Here is a 16259-nt window from a genome sequence, read left to right as displayed (position 1 = left end):
GGCTCCCACCGCGCCGGAAGGCGGCCGGGCGGGGTCGGTGCTGTACTGGTGGGACAGCGTGTTCGAACCCTTTGGAGGGCGCCATGTGCCCCTCTCCTCCGTCTGACGCGAACGCCTGGCGCGGTGCCCGCTCCCCGCGGTCCCGCCCGCACCCACGTGGCCCCCGAAGGCCCAGGCATCCCTGGATCGTCACGATTCTGGTGATCACCGGCCTTCTTCTGGGTCTGGGCGGCCTCGGAGCACTGCTTGACGGGGGTCAGGAGCGCACCTCCGGCAGAGCCGTGCCGACGGAGCCCCCCGCGTCCGAGCCGCCCGACGAGAGCCGAGACGCCCCGCCGGCCGGTACGGCAGAGCCACCGGCCGAACCCTCCGACGGCCCCGCGGCCACTACGCCGCCCACGAAGCCCAGGCCGCCCACGGCGAAGCCCGCGCCGCCCTCGACGGCTCCCCCGAGCGTGGTCGTTGTCCGCATCGTCGACGGCGACACGCTGGACGTGCGCGGCAACGGCGGGGTCCTGCCGAAGGACGCCGTCGCCCGGGTACGGCTGCTGGCGATCGACGCCCCGGAACGCGGTGCCTGTTTCGCCGAGGAGGCCACCGGCCGCACCGCCGCCCTCCTGCCGCCGGGCAGCCGTGTCCGCGTCGAACGCGACGACGAACTGACCGACCCGTACGACCGGAGCCTGCTGTACGTGTGGAACGAGCAGGGCACCTTCGTCAACGAGGACCTCGTCCGCGGCGGCCATGCCGAGGCGGTCCTCCACCCGCCCAACGACAAGCACTGGAACAGGATCTCTGCCGCCGAGGACGCCGCCCGGCGGATCGGTGCGGGCCTGTGGACCACCTGTGCCGCGCCTCCGGAGACGTCCACGCCGCCCTCGGACCCACCTGACCCACCTCCTGCGGACACCCCGGCCCGCCCCGACCCCCCGGACACGCTTTCCCCGGACACCCCGGCACGGCCTGACCTTCCCGACGGGCCTCCCGCAGGTGTCCCCGACGTGGACTGCGCGGACCTGCCCGGACCGGTGCGGGTCGGCCCCGACGACCCGCACCGTCTGGACCGCGACGGCGACGGCGTCGGCTGCGACCTCAACTGATCCGCCCGGCAGCGTGTCCACACCACCGGGCCCGAGCTTCCGGGCCGGCCGCACGGAAGCGAGGAACGGTTCTCGACCGGGCGCCGGCGCTTCACGCGTCCTTGAGCCCGGACCCCGGGGAACAGCGGTTCCGCCCGGTACCGCGCAACCGGACGGTACGCGGGCCTGCTCCTCGTGGCCGCGCTGAGGTCCTCGCTGACCGTACGGCGCCTGACGGGTGTTCGCCGCCCGTCGGGGAGGACGGGCGGCGAACGGGTTCGGGGAACGTGCAAGGGTTGCCCGTCGGCCGGTAGTTGAACCGGTTCGGGCGGGCGCGGGCAGTTGCCGGGGCCGTCAGAAGGAGTAGAAGGCGCTCTCGGCGGCGTCCTTCATGCAGCTGTTGCCGAAGGTCTTGACGTAGTGGACGCGTTCGCCGCGTAAGACCCCCTCAACGGTGACGGTGACGGGATCCCACTGCTTGGTGCACATGCGGCCGGGCGTGGCCGTGCCCAGCGCGGAGAGATCGCCCTGTACGGCGTTGAGCTCGGCGCAGGCGGCCTTGGGCGCCGGGTGCGTGCCCGCGACCGGGAGACAGGACAGCGTCACGGCTCGCTGCACGGCGCCGACCTGTTCGGCGTCGCCGCGGTGGACCGAGAGGACCAGGGCGGTCGGTGCGTAGAGGCTCGCGGAGTTCGCGCGTGCGCCGCTCGTGCCGCTGGCCTGCGCGGCAGGGGCGACGGCTGTCCCGGTCAGGGCGACGATGGATGCGAGGGCCATTCCTGCAAGGGTGCGCATGGAAATCACCTTTCCCTTCGTGAGGGTGGGGTCGGCTGGGAACGGCGTCAGTCTTACGGCAGAAGAACTCCCACCGCACATCGACCGGGCGAAATCCGGAAGTTCGCCCTTTTCCATCACGGGTGAAAGGCGGAGGTGTTCGCCGTGCGGCCCCTCCGGGAAGCGCGAAAAGCTCGACGAGAAGATGCCTACGGATCGGCGTCGCAAGAGGTTTGGGGCCAGGGCGTGCGGAGGAACGACGCCCTGGGGCTCGTTCCGCTTCCAGGGACCGCCGCACCTGTGGCGCGGCGGATCGTCGGGGGAGGGCATGGGTTCAGCGGGCCGACCCGAGGGCCGGCCCGCTGAACCGACCGGCGTGGCGCGCACCGTCCGCGCCCGGCCGGCCCACGTTCCCGTGTCAGCGGCGCGGGCGCACGGGCGGGCGCCGTTCGCCGACCGTCGTCACTGGGCGGCGGGGACCGTGTCCTCGAAGGTCGTTCCGGCCGTCCGGTAGGCGGCGACCTTCGCCGCGACCTGGGCCGGGGTCAGTACCTGGTCCTTGACGTGCAGCACGTAGTCGACCTTCTGGTCGTAGGCGCGCGGAGTGGTGCCGGTCTGGCCCGCGAGGTCGATGAGCCACTGGTTGAAGTTGATGGACATCGGGCGTTCGGGGAGGTACCGGGCGTCGTGACGGCCGAACTCCTGGCCGTCGACGTAGTAGGTGATGTTGTTGTTGTCGATGGTGAGGACGAGGTCGTGCCAGCCTGCGTAGCTGGTGCGCGACTCCGTGTGCTGGTTGACGGCCTCCCAGGGGTCGGGCCGGTAGGTCTCCCACGACGTGGCGTAGAGGATGTGGGCGGGTTCGCCCCAGCCGCCGTTGGGCAGGTACTCGAAGTCGTACTCGGCGTAGTCGTCCGCCATCGGGGCCTTGAGGTCGTTGATGGTGAAGAACGTCTGGACGATGCGGTCGCCGTCGGGGCCGGTGGACTTCGGCGCGTCGGAGAAGCGCACCCGGGCCGCGTAGGTCCCGTTCTTGAACTTCATCGCCCGGGTGAGGACCTCGGTGTGCTTCGTGGTCTGGGGCGTACCCGCGGTCGAGGTCTCCAGGTTCATGATCGAGTTGGTCCCCTCCTTGGCGAAGGTGACGTTCTCCGGCGCCCAGCTCGCGCCCGGTACGCCCGGCCCGCCGGCGTTGGACCGTACGCTCCAGCCGTGCGCGCCGATCGCCGGGTCGGTGTGCGAGGTGTAGTTGAAGTCGTCGAAGAGCGAGGCACCGGTGGGCGGCGGGTCGGTCGGGTCGGGGTCGGGTCCCGGGCCGCTGCCCTCGGGCGCCGTGCCCCAGACCTGCGTGCCGCCGACGCTGGCGGTGACCTTCGACCAGTTGGCGTACGAGGTCTGGGCGGGCCCGAAGGAGTAGTCGTCGTGCTGGTTGAGCGGCTGCCAGTTGGAGCGGTGGAAGCGCAGCTGCATGTCACCGGTGTCCGCGCCGGGTGCGAGGGTGCCCGCACCGGCGGTGAAGCCGATCTCCAGGTAGCGGTCGGCGGTGGCGGTCGGCTTGGCGAGGGTCCCGAAGGTGCCGGTGATGTTCGCGCAGCCCTTGACGGCCCAGGAACAGGCGAAGGTGTACGAGGCGCCCGCGTCGGCCTTGAAGTAGTACCGGATCTTGACCTGGTGGAGGGCGACGGGGGCGGTGCCGGTGTTGACGGCCTTGAACCAGGGCTCGACCTGGTCGCTGCCGGAGGCGCTCTGCCGGTACTGGACCGTCAGCGGCTCGCCGGCCGCGGCGGCCGGTGTCGCCGTCAGGGCGGCGCAGCCGAGTCCGGCGATGAGGGCGGCGGCCAGGGCCGCCCGGATCCTGGTGGTGCGCGTTCTGCTGTTCGTGCTGGTGGTGGTCACCTGGTGGTCCTCTCAGGACGAAGGAACGCGGGGGGACGACTCGGCACCTGGAGGGCGTCGAGCCGGGTTCGGTGGTGGTGCAGCCGGGCCTGGAAGCCCGGCCAGTCGCGGCCGCCGGACCAGGCGGTGTCGGCCAGCGCGCACAGCCGCGGGAAGGCGAGGTACTCGGCGTGCGCCGCGGTGCTGACGTACTCGGTCCACAGCTGGGCCTGGGTGCCGAGCACCCGGGCGGCGGCCGTCGGCTCCCAGTGGGCCGGTGCGGGTTCGGTGGCGTAGACGGCGTGCAGGTCGACCGCGTCGCCCGGCTGACCGGCTGGTTCGCCGGGGTCCGCGGACTGGGGGTAGTCGAGGTACGTGGAGCGGTGCGGTGCCATGATCACGGGCTGGCCGCGGCAGGCCGCCGTCCGTCCGTGGTCCGCGTCGCGCCAGGCCAGGGCGGCGAAGGAGGCGGGCAGGTCGCGGCCGGTCTCCGTCCATCCCAGCGGGTGTCTGCCGTGCGCGGTCAGGTGGCTGCCGACGCGTTCCATGAACCACCCGTGGAGCGCGTCGGGCCCCTCCAGCCCCGCTTCGGCGACGCGCCGCAGGGCGTCGGGGGAGCGGTGCCATTCGGTGGTGGGGCACTCGTCGCCGCCGACGTGGACGTAGGGCGAGGGGAAGACGTCCATGACCTCGTCGAGGACGGTGCGGCAGAAGTCGAGGACCTCGTCGGTGACGCCGAGGACGGTGTCGCACACTCCCCGGCCCTGCCACACCTCCAGTCGCCTTCCGGGGAAGTTGCCGAGGTGCGGGTAGGCGGCCAGGGCGGCGCGCGCGTGGCCCGGCATCTCGATCTCCGGTACGACGGTGACGCCCCGCTCTGCCGCGTACGCCACCAGCTCGCGCAACTCCCTACGGCTGTACGCGCCGCCGTACGGCAGTCCGGCGGCCTCGGTGAGCCGGGGGTACGCCGCGACCGGCATCCGCCAGCCCTGGTCGTCCGTCAGGTGCAGGTGCAGCACGTTGAGCTTGTGCAGGGCCAGCAGGTCGGTGAAGCGCCGCAGGAAGGAGACGGGCTGGAAGTGGCGGGCCACGTCGAGCATCGCGCCGCGCCAGGCGTACCGGGGTACGTCCGTGATCTCGACGCCGGGGAGCGTCCACCGCACCCCGCGTACCGGTTGCGTGCCCAGTGCGGCGACCGGCAGGAGCTGCCGGAGGGTCTGTACGCCGTGCCGGAGTCCCGCGGTGCCCGCCGCGCGGAGCAGTACCGTTTCGCCGCTGACGGTCAGGCCGTAGCCCTCCGCGCCGAGACCGGTGAGGCCGGTTTCGAGGACGAGGACGATCCGGCCGTCCGGGGCGAGGGGCAGCGGCAGGCCGGTCGCGGGGGCCAGCAGCGTGCGCAGCAGGGCGGCGGCCGGTTCGGCGCCCGCGGTGGCGCGGATCGCCGTCGTGTGATCGAGGGTGAAGGTCCCGGAGGACCGGCTGAGTTTGGCGGGAACCGGAACGAGACCGGCGTCGGCGGAAATGGGTGACACGGGGTCTCCTAGCCCTTGACCGCGCCGCCGGCCAGGCCGGAGGCGACCCGGCGCTGGAGCACCAGGAAGAGGATGAGAACGGGCAGCGCGAAGAGCGTGGAGGCGGCCATGGTGGCGCCCCAGTCGGTGCCGAAGACGTTGGAGAACGAGGAGAGCCAGACCGGGAGGGTGCGGTCGTCCTGGTTCTTGATGATCAGCATGTTGGCGAAGGCGAACTCGTTCCAGGCGGTGATGAATCCGAAGAGCGAGGTGGCGAGCAGGCAGGGGGCGAGCAGCGGGAGGGTGACCCTGCGGAACGCGGCCGCCCGGGTGCAGCCGTCGACCTGGGCGGCTTCCTCCAGCTCCCGCGGTATTCCGGTGAGGAAGCTGCGCAGGGTGACGATGGTGAACGGCAGGGTGATCATGAAGTAGACGAGGGTGAGGGTGGCGAGCCGGTCGAGCATGTCGGTGTCGCGGGCGATGACGTACATCGGGATGAGGAGCGCCTCCCAGGGGGCGACCTGCGCGATGAAGACCATCAGGACGAAGCCGCGACGGCCCTTCCAGCGCAGCCGCGCCACCGCGAAGGCGGAGCCGAGGGCGACCGCGAGGGCCAGCAGCACGCATCCGGCCGTGACGATGAGGCTGTTGCGCCAGAACGACCAGAACCCGTCGGCGTTCACCGCTGCGGAGAAGTGCTCCAGCGTCAGTGAGGTGGGCAGGAAGAGGGGGGTCTCGGCCTGGATGTCGGCGGTGGGCTTGAAGGCGGTGAGGACCATCCAGTACACGGGGAAGGCGCAGACCGCGAAGGTGAGCAACGCGCCCATGTGCAGCGGCAGTCGGCGCAGCACGCGGGAGGGGGAGGCGGGGAGGGGTCTCACAGCTCGGTCTCCTGCCGGAACATCTGGCGGAAGTAGAGGATCAGTGCCGCGATCAGGATGAGTACGGTGACGGTCGCCGCGGCGGCTCCGAGGTCGTAGCGGTGCAACGACCGGGCCACCTGGTAGGCGTAGACGGGCAGGGTGGTGGTCGCTCCGCCCGGACCGCCCCCGGTGACGGCCCAGATCTGGGCGAAGCACCGGAAGACCCAGATGACTTCGAGGCTCAGGACGAGCCCGAAGATCGGCCTGAGCAGCGGCAGCGTGATCGAGTGGAAGATGCGCCAGCCGCCCGCGCCGTCGATCCTGGCGGATTCGAAGAGTTCGGTGGGAACGGTGGTCAGCGCGGAGTGCAGGGTGATGGCGACGAACGGCACGGACTGCCAGACGACGAGCAGCACCAGGACGGTGAAGGCCGCGGGTCCGTGCGCCAGCCAGGAGTAGTCCTGGAAGGACTCGAACCCGAGCCTCACCAGGAGCCAGTTGACCACTCCCAGCCGGGAGGAGAACAGCCACTGGAAGACGGTGGTCGTGGCGATGACGGGGCTGGCCCAGGCGAGCACCAGCCCGCTCAGGACCAGGGTCCGCATCTTCTTGCCCAGGCGCTGGAGCATCAGCGCGACGGCCGTGCCGATCACCATGATCAGGACGACGTTGATCGCGGTCCACCACAGCGTGCGGCGGGTGACCCGCCAGAACTCGGCGTCCGCCAGGATCTCCCGGTAGTTCTCCAGGCCTGCGAAGGGTGCGCCGCCCCGGATGAGTTCGGCCATCCCGTAGTGCTGGAGGGAGATCAGCAGGTTGCGGGCGAGAGGGTAGGCGAGCAGGACCGCGATGCCGAGGACGGTGGGGGCGATGAGCAGGTACGGCCACAGGGAGCCGGGGACGGCGCGGCGGCGTCCGGGCGGCACGGGGGTGGGTGGCGGGGAGGGGGCGGGAGCGGCGGCCGTTGCCGCGGGGGCGGGCGTCCTCGTCGCTCCGGGGCGGGTGGCGGGGGGCGTCATGCCGTCGTTCCCGGCCGGCGTCCGCTCATGAGTTGAGCGTCTTGCTGATGGCGTCGGAGGCGTCCTTCGCGGCCTTCTGCCGGTTGCCGCCGGTCAGTACCGCGGTCATGTACTCCTTGATCGGGTTGGTGGCCTCCACTGCCGCCCACTGGGGGGAGTTGGGCGTCGCGCGCCCCTGGGCGGCCGCCGCGGCCATGGCTGCGGTGCCCTCGTCGTCCTGCAGGGCGTCGGCGAGCGAGGTGCGGTTGGGCACGTAGCTCATGGTGGTAGCCAGGTCCCGCTGCCACTTCTCCCCGGCGAGCGACTTGACCACTTGGTAGGCGGCGTCGGGGTGAGCGGAGGCGGCCGGAACGATCAGGTCCGACCCGCCGGTGAACGTGGCTCCCGGAGTGCCCGCGGTACGGCCGGGGATCGGGAAGAAGCCGAGCTTGCCCGCGAGCGCCGGGTTGGCCTGCTCCACGATTCTGGCGCCGCCCGGAACGGCGATGACCTGGGCGACGTCCCCCTTGGCGAAGACGTCCGCCTGCGGCGGCTTGGCCTCGTCGGAGTCCTTGGGACCCTTGCCGAGGGCTTGGAGCCGCTGGTAGAAGTCCATGCCCCGCACGGCTTCCGGGCTGTCCAGCGCGCCCTTCCACTCGTCGCCCTGCTTCTCGGCCAGCTCTCCGCCCTCCTCCCAGATGAAGCCGGCGAGGGTGTACCAGTTCTGGCCGGGGAGGTAAATGCCCTGCGTCTTGCCGCGGTTCAGCTTTTCGGTGATCCGCAGCCACTCGTCGCGGGTCTTGGGCGGGGCGGTGACTCCGGCCTCGGCGAAGAGGTCCTTGTGGTAGATCACGACGCGGTTGGCCGCGTACCAGGGGATGCCGTACTGCTTGCCGTCGACCTTCCCGGGTTCGGCGAGGCCGGGCAGCCAGTCGGCGCCCTGCAGTTCCGTGACCTTGTCGCTCAGGTCGAGGACGCCGCCGCTCTGCGCGTACTGGGCGACCTGGGTGTTTCCCACCTCGATCACGTCGGGGGCGTCCTTGCTGGCGAGCGCGGCGGTGATCTTCTCGCCGATCCCGTCCCACTCCTGTATCTGGATGTCCAGGACGGTGTCCTTGTGCTGCTGCTCGAAGTCCTTCTCGAACCGCTGGAGATACGCGTCGGAAACGCTGTCCTTCATGATCCATACGGTGAGCGTGTCCGGGCCGCCCGCCTGGCCGGAGCCGGACGGGGCGCTGCTGCAGGCGGTGAGCACACAGGAGGCCGCGAGTGCCGCGGCAGTGGGGATGAAGCGGATCTTCACTGGATTCACCTCGCGGGAGAGTTGACCAGTTGGCCAACTGGGCAACGATGTGGCTCGAAGGTGGCATAGACCACTGAGGGCGTCAACCCCTTGGTAAATAAGGCTTTTTGGTGGCTCGCCGAACGGTGAACGTCTAAACTCCGCTTTACCAGCAGACCAGTTGTGGGCAACGCGGCAGAGAGGTCCGAGTCATGGAGAGCACATCCTCAGGTGCCGTACTCAAGCGGGAGCGGGTCCGGGAGTTCCTCCTGGGGCTGATCGAGGTGCGCAGTCCCGGCGACGCCATCCCCTCGGAACGCACGCTCAGCAGCGAACTGGGCGTCTCCCGCCCGACTCTGCGGGCCGCCGTGGACGAACTCGTCGCCACCGGGCAGCTCGTGCGCGAACACGGCCGCGGGATGTTCGTCGCGCCCGCCAAGATCACCCAGGAGCTCGTGTCGGACGACGCCGCCTTCGCCGTGCCCCGGGCCGGCGGCACCTGGTCCAGCAGGCTGCTGAGGCTGGACACCATCCGCGCGGGCGCCCGCATCGGCCGCAAGCTGCGCATCTCACCGGCCGCCGAGGTCATCTACATCGCCCGGCTGCGGCTGGTCGACGGCACGCCGATCGCCATAGAGCACCTGCACATCCCGGCCGACCTCGCGCCCTCCCTCACTCCGCAGGAACTGGAGGCGGGAGACCTCTACGACCACCTGCGCGAGCACCACGAGGTCCATGTCGACCAGGCGGTGCAGTCCATCGAGCCGACGGTCGTCAACGAGGCCGAGGCCGGGGTGCTCGACGTCCCGGTCCTCTCCCCCGCGCTGCTGATCGAGCGTCTGACCACCGACACGGCCGGTCACCCGGTCGAGTACGTCCACTCCGTCTACCGGGGCGACCGCTACCGCATCGTCTCGCGGCTCGCCCTGGGGGTCACCGCCCCGCACTCGCGCCCCGGCAGCCACCACCCGGGCATCCCCCCGGGCGACTTCGCGCACGGGGACATCATCAGGTCGTCGACGACAGGAGACGCGCGCTGAGCGGGCGTTCGCATCCGGGCCGGGGGCCGGAAACTCAGGCCGCCGCCGCGGAACGGAACGTGCTGGGGCTCAGGCCCCTGTGGCGTTTGAACGCGGCACTGAACCCGAACGCGTCGGCATAGCCCACCGACCTTCCGATCCGGGCGATGCTGAGGTCGGTGTCGGTCAGCAGCGTCTCGGCCTCGTCCATGCGGCATTCCGTGAGATACGCGAGGGGCGGACGGCCCATCAGCCGGGTGAAGCGCTTGGCGAACAGCGCCCGGGAGACGCCGGACCGGGCGGCCAGCGATGCCACCGTCCATGCCTCGGCGGGCCGGTCGTGGAAGGCCTGCAGGGCGGGAGCGAGAACTTCGTCGGCCAGACCCCGGTACCAGCCCGGCGCGTCGGCGCCGGCCTGGTCGAACCAGTTGCGCAAGGTGCACACCAGGGCCCAGTCGAGCAGCCGGTCCATCAACGCCTGCGAGCCGGCCGAGAACTGGGCCGCGTCGGCGGCGGCCTTCTCCAGCCAGGTACAGACCTCCACGTCCTCCGCGACCACCAGGACCGGCGGCAGCGCACGCAGGAGCCGCTCGTGGCGATGGCCCGAAGCACGATAGGCGCCCACGATCAGCGCGGTCGCCCCCGCCGAGTCCGTGCCCCATCGAATGCCGCCGAGTTCCTGGGCCGTGCACTCGGTGTCCGAGGTGAAGCACGCGATCTCGTAGGCGGCGTGGGGGCGGTGGACAGTGGCGGGACGGTCCACGAGATGGAACGGCGCGGGGCCGCGCACGATGGCCGTGTCGCCCACGCCGACCGGGCGCTCGGTGCCGTCGGGCAGCAGGAGGGTGCCACCGCCGCGCAGCACGCTGATCATGGTGAGAGGCGCTTCGTCGGCGAAGCGGATGGACCAGGGTGCGGTCAGTACGGCGTGGCTGACGACCGATCCCTCGGCCCGGATGCCACTCAACAACGAACTCAGAGGATCCACGGAACAGATCGTAGACGCTCTCACATGTCCCGGAGCGTTTCTCCCATGGATCATCCACATCGCTGCGGCTGTACTGAACCCATCGCACCGACCGACCTCATCCGGGAGACACCGTGACGCAGCACGACAGCCATGCCAGGACGGCCCTCGTCGTCTTCGCGCACCACCGCACCGATTCCCTCACCGCACACACGGCCCGCCGTGCCGCCGCCCGGCTCGAAGCAGCCGGATACCGCATCGACCTGCTCGACCTGCACGCAGAGGGATTCGACCCCCGGATGAACGTGTCCGACGAACCGGACTGGGCCGACCGGGAGAAGTCCTACTCCGACGAGACGCAGGCGCACATGCAGCGCATCCTCGACGCCGAGGTGGTCGTCGCCGTCTTCCCCGTGTACTGGCAGAGCGTTCCCGCCCTGCTCAAGGGCTGGATCGACCGGGTGTGGAACTACGGGTTCGCCTACGGCCGCAGCAAACCCCGGCTCGCCGGCAAGCGCATGCTGTGGCTCGGCCTGGCCGGCGCCACCGCCGACGATCCCATCGTCGAGGGGATGCACGCCGTCCTGGAAACCAACCTGAGCGAAGGCATCGCCTCCTACTGCGGCTTCTCCCGGTCCACGGTCGGCCTGCTCACCGACGCGGAGGACCGTCCGCAGCGCGTCGACGCCGAAGGCAACCTCCTGGTCGGCGAAGCGGTCGCGGGCGCCGAACGGGAGGCGCAGTACGCCGATTTCGACCGGCGTGCGGGGGAGTTCGTGGACAGGTTCGCCGCCGAGGAACTCGTCGCGGCCTGACCGCTGCACAGCCACACGACGCCGTGGACGGCCCGTGGGCACCGAACGTCGGAGCTGACCTCGTGTCCGCCCCGAACGCTTCGGCGCACACGGGCAACGCCCCTGGTGCTCGGCGCTGTTCGCACGACCCGTACCGTCGCCACCGGTGCCGGGGGCCCCGGCCGCCCGGGATGGCTGAAAGCGGGCCACGGTTCGGGGCCGCCCGGGACAATGGCGTTCACACCGTGCACGGGGGGCTGCGCCATTCTTCATGTGATTCTCGCTTGTGATGTGCTCTTCTGGATCTTCCTTGTCGGAGGTCTGGCCGCGCGCTACGCCGCCGGACGGCGCACCCTCGGCGCCGCGCTGCTCGTATGCGTCCCGTTGATCGACGTCGTGCTGCTGGGGGCCACCGTCCTCAGCATCCGGGGCGGCGCCGAACCAACGATCTGGCACGGCCTGTCAGCGGCCTATCTCGGCATGACCGTGGTCTACGGCCACCGCACCGTCCGCTGGGCCGACGCGAAATTCGCCCGCCGCTTCGGCGGCGGCGCGGCCGTGCCGCATCCTGAGCTCTACGGCCGCGCGGCCGTCGTGGACGCCTGGAAGTCCTGGCTCAGGTTCCTGCTGGCCTATGCGATCAGCGTCGGCCTGATCTTCGGCCTGGTGGTGCTCGTCGGCACCCTCGACGAAGGCGCTCCGCTGCTCGTCTGGCTCAACCCGCTCACCAAGGTCCTCGTCTACAGCCTCATCTGGCCACTGGTGACGACCATGTGGCCCGGCAGAGCACCCGAGGCGACCCAGCGGACCGGCTGACCGGACCGATCCCCTGCACCGTGCTCGACCAGGAGAGACCGCGGCGGTCCGAGGGCGCGATGCGATCCTCGGTCACCACCACGTGGTCCGCGTGGCTGCCGTGCGGCGGGGTGGTCCACCCGTAGACCTCCTCACCGACGGCGAACCGCGTCACCCCGTCGCCGAGGCGCTCGACCGTGCCGCTGAACTCGTGGCCCAGGACGAACGGCGGGGGGCCGAAGAAATCCACATCGACGTCACCTTGTACGCCCTTGAGGAGTACGGCTGCCGCTACGCGAAACTCCTCCAGTGGACGCACGACCAGCGGCCCACCGTGGCGGACGTCATCGGGCGTCCGCCGCACACCTTCGACGACTGGGTGAGTGAGAACATCGACTTCTACCGCTGACCGCAGCCCCGGCGGCCCATCGACAGCGTTGTTCGGCTCCGAGCAGGGCGTGCGGAGGCGGTTGAGGTCCGTGCGGCGAGGGTGCCCGCGCGGGGTTCAAAACGTGTGCGTCGGAGGGGGAGCCGTAGTAATTCTGGACGGGACCAAGGCGCGGCCGCCCTCAACCGGCGGGTTGTGTCGGGGTCCTTGTCCTTGCTGGTGGCGCGTTTGTTCTTCTACAGGGAGTCGTCGATGGCCGTCCGTCGTGTCGTACCCAACATCCCGTCGGAGTCCGTTCAGGAGAGCCGCGCGTTCTACGGCCTGCTGGGCTTCGAGGAGGTCATGAACCACGGCTGGGTCATGACGCTGGCCTCCCCGTCCAGTCCGGGAGCGCAGATCAGCGTCATGACCGGTGACAGGACCGCGCCTGTCGACCCCGACATGAGTGTCGAGGTGGACGATGTGGACGCGGCCTACGCGGCCATGAGGGAAGGTGGCGCGGAGATCCTCTACCCCGTACAGGACGAGGAGTGGGGGGTACGGAGATTCTTCGTCCGTGATCCCAGTGGACGGGTCGTCAACGTGCTGGCCCATCGGGCCCGTGCGGGACAGTGAGGACCACATGCCCTCGCCCCTCGACTCCCCCGGGTCCCGACGCGTTCTGCCCGGCACGTACCCCCTGTGGGACCGTGCCCTCGCCCTGCTGAACCGGGATCTCGCCGCGACCCTTCCCGAACAGGAACCCTTGCAGTTGCTGGCTGCGCCGCCCCGCGGTACGCGCGAACCGGAGAACTTCTACGTCGCTCTGGGCAACGGCGCCTGGCACGGCAATCACCTGAGCCCCACGGCGACCGACGAGCCCTCGTCGGTGCTGGAGACCGTCGCCGATGCCGCGCAGGAAACCGTCACCGAGTGCCTCTGGCAGGCGTGGCCGCTGTGCGGCGAGCACGGGCTGGGCATGCATCCGCGGGAGGTGGAGGGGCAGCTGTCCTGGTGGTGCGCGGGGAAGCCGTCGCTCCGGGTCCCCGCCCATGTCCGGGCGGCTGTCGGCGCGTTGGACACCTGTGAGCGTCCGCGCCGCACCGCTCGCAAAGGACGCCGGGCACGTTGACGTCTCCGGGGGACGGTCGGGGGCTCCGCGTCGCTCCTCGTTCTGCGCGGGTGCTCGCGCCCGCTCCCCGGAGACGGTCACAGTCGTCAGATCGCCATGGCCTCCTGGGTCCAGCGGCTCACGCGGTAGGGGACCCACCAGGCCAAGGGGCCCAGGTGGAGGACGAGGCGTTCCTCGGTGAAGTCGTCGAGGGCGTCCTTCGGCACGGACTCCTGCGGGGTGCCGTAGGCGAGAGCGTCGACGGCGGTGCGGTAGTGCGGTTCGTCGGCGGTGAAGCGCTGGAGGTTGCCCCAGCGGCGGTCGCGGATCTGGAAGAAGCCGGGGCCGTTGCGCCACAGGCACTTGCCCAGGTAGTGGCCGGCGCGCCAGGTGGCGAGGGCGGCGGACCCTTCGGGGTGCCTGTGCAGTGCGGATGGCGGCTGGAGGTGGCTGAGGACGAGCGTGTCGTCGGGGCGCGCGGGGTCCAGGTGCAGGTCCCACTCGACGAGTACGGCGCGGGCGGTGAGGTCGCGGACCAGGCTGAGGGCCCGTACGGTACGGCGCGCGGCGGCGAGGTCGTCGGTCTCGGCGAGGTCGACGGGGTCGGCGAGACGGACGCGGCGGACTCCGCTCTCCCAGAGCCGGTCGGCCTCCTCGGCGACGGTGCCGGTCAGTTCGAGGTCGCCCAGGTGCATTCCGGGCAGGGCGCAGGCGGCTTCGTCGTAGTCGCGCCAGGCGGTGACGATCAGGGGTGCTGCGGTGTCGGCGGCTGCGGGGGCTGTGTCGGCGGGTGCGGGAGCCGTGTCCATGGCGGCGGTCCTTCCGTCTGGTGACGAGGCCCTCGGCGGGCCGGGGCTCGGGCGGGTTCAGGCCGGCACGGGCGTGCGGCTCGTCTCGGTGTCCTGTGCCGGGTCCGCGTCCGGTGCGGGGGCCGCGTGCAGGTGGCGCATGAAGTCCAGGCGCAGGAGGTCCTCGTTGACGGCCGCCGGTGCGAGGTGGACGTACTGTCCGGCGTCGGTGAAGACCAGTCCGCTCCGTACCCACTCGGTGAGCAGGTGCGCGACGTCGGCCTCGGTGCGGTCGTGGCCGGGGACGCGCGCGGTCAGCTTGCGCAGGAGGGCGGCGGGGGCGTGCGGCTGGTCCAGGAGGCGGAACAGGGCGACCTCGACGGGGTCGGTGAGTTCCTTCGTACGCCAGTCGAAGGCGCGCCGCCTGCTGACCAGCACGATCCGGTCGCCCAGGTCGGTGTGGGTGAGGCGGGCGTCCGCGTGGTGCTTCTTCCACAGCGCGAGGGCGTCGTTGAGGGCGGAGACGGTGGGCTCGGTGATGCCGCGCTCGGGGGCCTCGAAGACGTACGCGAGGTCGTACAGCTCCTCCTCGGGGAGGTCGTAGGTGAAGCGGTAGTGCGCCTCGGGGCGCAGGCCGTCGAAGCCCAGCTCGGGGCGGTTGAAGTACGGGCTGAAGCGTTCGATGGCGATGCGGGCGGAGAGGTCGACGGGCGGGTCGAGGTGTTCGAGGGCGGCGAGTTGGCCGATGACGCCGTCGTAGTCCTCGGCGCTCTCGCCGGGGAAGCCGTGCAGGTAGTTCCAGGAGACGGAGAGGCCGGTCTCGGCGCCGTCGCGCAGCATGCGTACGTTCTGGCAGCCGCTGACGCCCTTGTCCATCAGGTCCAGGACGCGGTTGTTGAGGCTTTCGATGCCGGGCTGGACGTAGATGAGGCCCGCGTCGGAGAGGGTGCGCAACTGGTTGCGGCGCATGTTGGCCTTGATCTCGATGTGCAGGCGCAGGTCGTAGCCGCTCTCGATGATGCGCGGCAGCACGGTGTTGAGGTAGCCCATGTCGAGGATGTTGTCGACGACGTACATGTCGAGGACCTTGTGGCGGCGGGCCAGGTCCATGATCTCGTCGTAGAAGACGTCGGGGCTCTTGCTGCGGAACTGCATGAAGGACCCGTTGAGTCCGCAGAACGTGCAGTGGTGCTTCTCGCCCCACCAGCAACCGCGCGCCCCTTCGACGACGAGTTTGGGCTCGACCCAGTTGCGGGCGACGGAGGCGGCGAGGCGTTCGAAGTAGCCGCTGTAGTCGGGAGGCAGGATCGTGGCGGGCGGCAGCGGGCTGGTGGCCATGGCGTTGACGGCGGACGCGCCGTCGTCGGTGCGCCGGCACAGGCCGGGGACCGTGCCGAGGTCGTCGCCCGCGCCGAGTGCGGTGAGCAGTTGCGGGAAGGCGGCCTCGCCCTCGCCGCGTACGACGAAGTCCACGAACTCGAAGTTGCGGTGCAGCGCGGCACCCTGCTCCGCATCGCAGTTGGCGCCGCCGATCACGGTCTTGATGTGCGGGGCGAGACGCTTGACGTGCTTGGCGGCTGCCAGGGCGGCGGTGTTCTGCTGGAAGGTGGAGGTGAAGCCGACGACGTCGGGGTTCTCGGCGACGATGCGGCGGGCGATCTCGTCGACGAACTCGGGCACGTCGGCGTGCAGTTCGTGGGACATCCGCATACGGGCCTTGTTGAGACGGGTCCGCATGGTCTCGGTGAACTCCTGCTGACGCCAGGTGGGGTCGTCGTACAGGGCGGAGGAGAACACCCAGTCGCCGCAGCCCATGAAGTACGAGGACAGGGCGTAGTACTCGTAGTCGTCGGCGGTGAACTCGGTACGGGCGGTGATCCAGTCGGTGAATTCGAGGTTGGCGTGCAGGACGGTCGCCGACGCGCCGGGCACGCGCTCGTCGACGCTGCGTTTGAGTATCCCCAGGGCGAGCGACGGAAGGTCGATGGGCGACCAGGGCATGTTGACCAGCAGGACACGCACGGGGAGCACTCCTT

17 protein-coding genes are annotated in these 16259 nt (G+C 70.7%); 7 read left to right on the top strand and 10 right to left on the bottom strand.

The window, feature by feature from the left end; genetic code table 11:
- Window positions 1–455: 455 nt before the first annotated feature.
- Window positions 456–1100, top strand: a complete 645-nt coding sequence (locus ACQPZG_RS03315; RefSeq protein WP_433544228.1) for a thermonuclease family protein — start codon at window positions 456–458, stop codon at window positions 1098–1100.
- 333 nt (window positions 1101–1433) lie between these two features.
- Here ACQPZG_RS03315 and ACQPZG_RS03310 read toward each other — a convergent pair whose 3' ends face one another.
- The 6 genes from ACQPZG_RS03310 to ACQPZG_RS03285 form a co-directional block, all read right to left on the bottom strand.
- Entirely contained in the window at window positions 1434–1856 is a 423-nt protein-coding gene (locus ACQPZG_RS03310) for an SSI family serine proteinase inhibitor (RefSeq protein WP_433544227.1), read from the bottom strand.
- 459 nt (window positions 1857–2315) lie between these two features.
- Window positions 2316–3749, bottom strand: a complete 1434-nt coding sequence (locus tag ACQPZG_RS03305; protein ID WP_433544226.1) for a cellulose binding domain-containing protein — start codon at window positions 3747–3749, stop codon at window positions 2316–2318.
- Window positions 3746–5260 (bottom strand): beta-N-acetylhexosaminidase, encoded by a 1515-nt coding sequence (locus ACQPZG_RS03300; RefSeq protein WP_433544225.1) that lies wholly within the window; start codon window positions 5258–5260, stop codon window positions 3746–3748. Before ACQPZG_RS03300 ends, ACQPZG_RS03305 begins: the two co-directional genes overlap by 4 nt.
- A gap of 8 nt (window positions 5261–5268) precedes the next feature.
- Window positions 5269–6066 carry a carbohydrate ABC transporter permease gene (locus ACQPZG_RS03295; RefSeq protein ID WP_433544626.1) on the bottom strand — a complete coding sequence of 266 codons (798 nt, stop codon included), beginning with the start codon at window positions 6064–6066 and terminating at the stop codon, window positions 5269–5271.
- Between the two features lie 50 nt (window positions 6067–6116).
- Window positions 6117–7121 carry a carbohydrate ABC transporter permease gene (locus ACQPZG_RS03290; protein WP_433544224.1) on the bottom strand — a complete coding sequence of 335 codons (1005 nt, stop codon included), beginning with the start codon at window positions 7119–7121 and terminating at the stop codon, window positions 6117–6119.
- A 25-nt stretch (window positions 7122–7146) separates the two neighbouring features.
- On the bottom strand, window positions 7147–8403 hold the full coding sequence (locus ACQPZG_RS03285) for an extracellular solute-binding protein (RefSeq protein WP_433544223.1): 1257 nt from the start codon (window positions 8401–8403) through the stop codon (window positions 7147–7149).
- A gap of 191 nt (window positions 8404–8594) precedes the next feature.
- On the opposite strand from ACQPZG_RS03285, the gene ACQPZG_RS03280 reads away from it, so the two are divergent.
- Window positions 8595–9422: a GntR family transcriptional regulator gene (locus ACQPZG_RS03280; protein WP_433544222.1), complete on the top strand. Its 828-nt coding sequence runs from the start codon at window positions 8595–8597 to the stop codon at window positions 9420–9422.
- A gap of 34 nt (window positions 9423–9456) precedes the next feature.
- On the opposite strand, the gene ACQPZG_RS03275 is transcribed toward ACQPZG_RS03280, so the two are convergent.
- Window positions 9457–10389 (bottom strand): AraC family transcriptional regulator, encoded by a 933-nt coding sequence (locus ACQPZG_RS03275; RefSeq protein WP_433544221.1) that lies wholly within the window; start codon window positions 10387–10389, stop codon window positions 9457–9459.
- A gap of 113 nt (window positions 10390–10502) precedes the next feature.
- Here ACQPZG_RS03275 and ACQPZG_RS03270 point away from each other — a divergent pair, with 113 nt between their 5' ends.
- Both ACQPZG_RS03270 and ACQPZG_RS03265 read left to right on the top strand, forming a co-directional pair.
- Window positions 10503–11183 carry an NAD(P)H oxidoreductase gene (locus tag ACQPZG_RS03270; protein WP_433544220.1) on the top strand — a complete coding sequence of 227 codons (681 nt, stop codon included), beginning with the start codon at window positions 10503–10505 and terminating at the stop codon, window positions 11181–11183.
- A gap of 270 nt (window positions 11184–11453) precedes the next feature.
- Window positions 11454–11978 (top strand): hypothetical protein, encoded by a 525-nt coding sequence (locus ACQPZG_RS03265; protein WP_433544219.1) that lies wholly within the window; start codon window positions 11454–11456, stop codon window positions 11976–11978.
- On the opposite strand, the gene ACQPZG_RS03260 is transcribed toward ACQPZG_RS03265, so the two are convergent.
- Complete coding sequence (locus tag ACQPZG_RS03260) at window positions 11911–12177, bottom strand: alcohol dehydrogenase catalytic domain-containing protein (RefSeq protein WP_433544625.1); 267 nt, start codon at window positions 12175–12177, stop codon at window positions 11911–11913. The genes ACQPZG_RS03265 and ACQPZG_RS03260 overlap by 68 nt on opposite strands.
- Here ACQPZG_RS03260 and ACQPZG_RS03255 point away from each other — a divergent pair.
- The 3 genes from ACQPZG_RS03255 to ACQPZG_RS03245 all read left to right on the top strand — a co-directional run bounded on the left by ACQPZG_RS03255 (window position 12070) and on the right by ACQPZG_RS03245 (window position 13456).
- Entirely contained in the window at window positions 12070–12366 is a 297-nt protein-coding gene (locus ACQPZG_RS03255) for a hypothetical protein (RefSeq protein ID WP_433544654.1), read from the top strand. The genes ACQPZG_RS03260 and ACQPZG_RS03255 overlap by 108 nt on opposite strands.
- 231 nt (window positions 12367–12597) lie before the next feature.
- On the top strand, window positions 12598–12960 hold the full coding sequence (locus ACQPZG_RS03250) for a VOC family protein (protein ID WP_433544218.1): 363 nt from the start codon (window positions 12598–12600) through the stop codon (window positions 12958–12960).
- A 7-nt stretch (window positions 12961–12967) separates the two neighbouring features.
- The gene (locus tag ACQPZG_RS03245; RefSeq protein WP_433544217.1) at window positions 12968–13456 is read left to right on the top strand and encodes a hypothetical protein; all 489 of its coding nucleotides are present in this window, start codon (window positions 12968–12970) and stop codon (window positions 13454–13456) included.
- Window positions 13457–13542: 86 nt separating this feature from the next.
- Here ACQPZG_RS03245 and ACQPZG_RS03240 read toward each other — a convergent pair whose 3' ends face one another.
- Window positions 13543–14244, bottom strand: a complete 702-nt coding sequence (locus ACQPZG_RS03240) for a DUF5825 family protein (RefSeq protein ID WP_433544216.1) — start codon at window positions 14242–14244, stop codon at window positions 13543–13545.
- A gap of 57 nt (window positions 14245–14301) precedes the next feature.
- Entirely contained in the window at window positions 14302–16245 is a 1944-nt protein-coding gene (locus ACQPZG_RS03235) for a RiPP maturation radical SAM C-methyltransferase (protein WP_433544215.1), read from the bottom strand.
- Between the last annotated feature and the right edge of the window lie 14 nt (window positions 16246–16259).

This window comes from Streptomyces sp. CA-294286 (assembly GCF_050947155.1).
Lineage (GTDB): Bacteria > Actinomycetota > Actinomycetes > Streptomycetales > Streptomycetaceae > Streptomyces.
This window is presented reverse-complemented; position numbering and strand designations above follow the sequence as displayed.

Bases quoted from the DNA above. Each gene is read 5' to 3' on its own strand.
- ACQPZG_RS03310 (WP_433544227.1), bottom strand. From the start codon at position 1,856: ATGGCCCTCGCATCCATCGTCGCCCTGACCGGGACAGCCGTCGCCCCT.
- ACQPZG_RS03295 (WP_433544626.1), bottom strand. From the start codon at position 6,066: ATGGGCGCGTTGCTCACCTTCGCGGTCTGCGCCTTCCCCGTGTACTGG.
- ACQPZG_RS03290 (WP_433544224.1), bottom strand. From the start codon at position 7,121: ATGACGCCCCCCGCCACCCGCCCCGGAGCGACGAGGACGCCCGCCCCC.
- ACQPZG_RS03280 (WP_433544222.1), top strand. From the start codon at position 8,595: ATGGAGAGCACATCCTCAGGTGCCGTACTCAAGCGGGAGCGGGTCCGG.
- ACQPZG_RS03250 (WP_433544218.1), top strand. From the start codon at position 12,598: ATGGCCGTCCGTCGTGTCGTACCCAACATCCCGTCGGAGTCCGTTCAG.
- ACQPZG_RS03245 (WP_433544217.1), top strand. From the start codon at position 12,968: ATGCCCTCGCCCCTCGACTCCCCCGGGTCCCGACGCGTTCTGCCCGGC.
- ACQPZG_RS03240 (WP_433544216.1), bottom strand. From the start codon at position 14,244: ATGGACACGGCTCCCGCACCCGCCGACACAGCCCCCGCAGCCGCCGAC.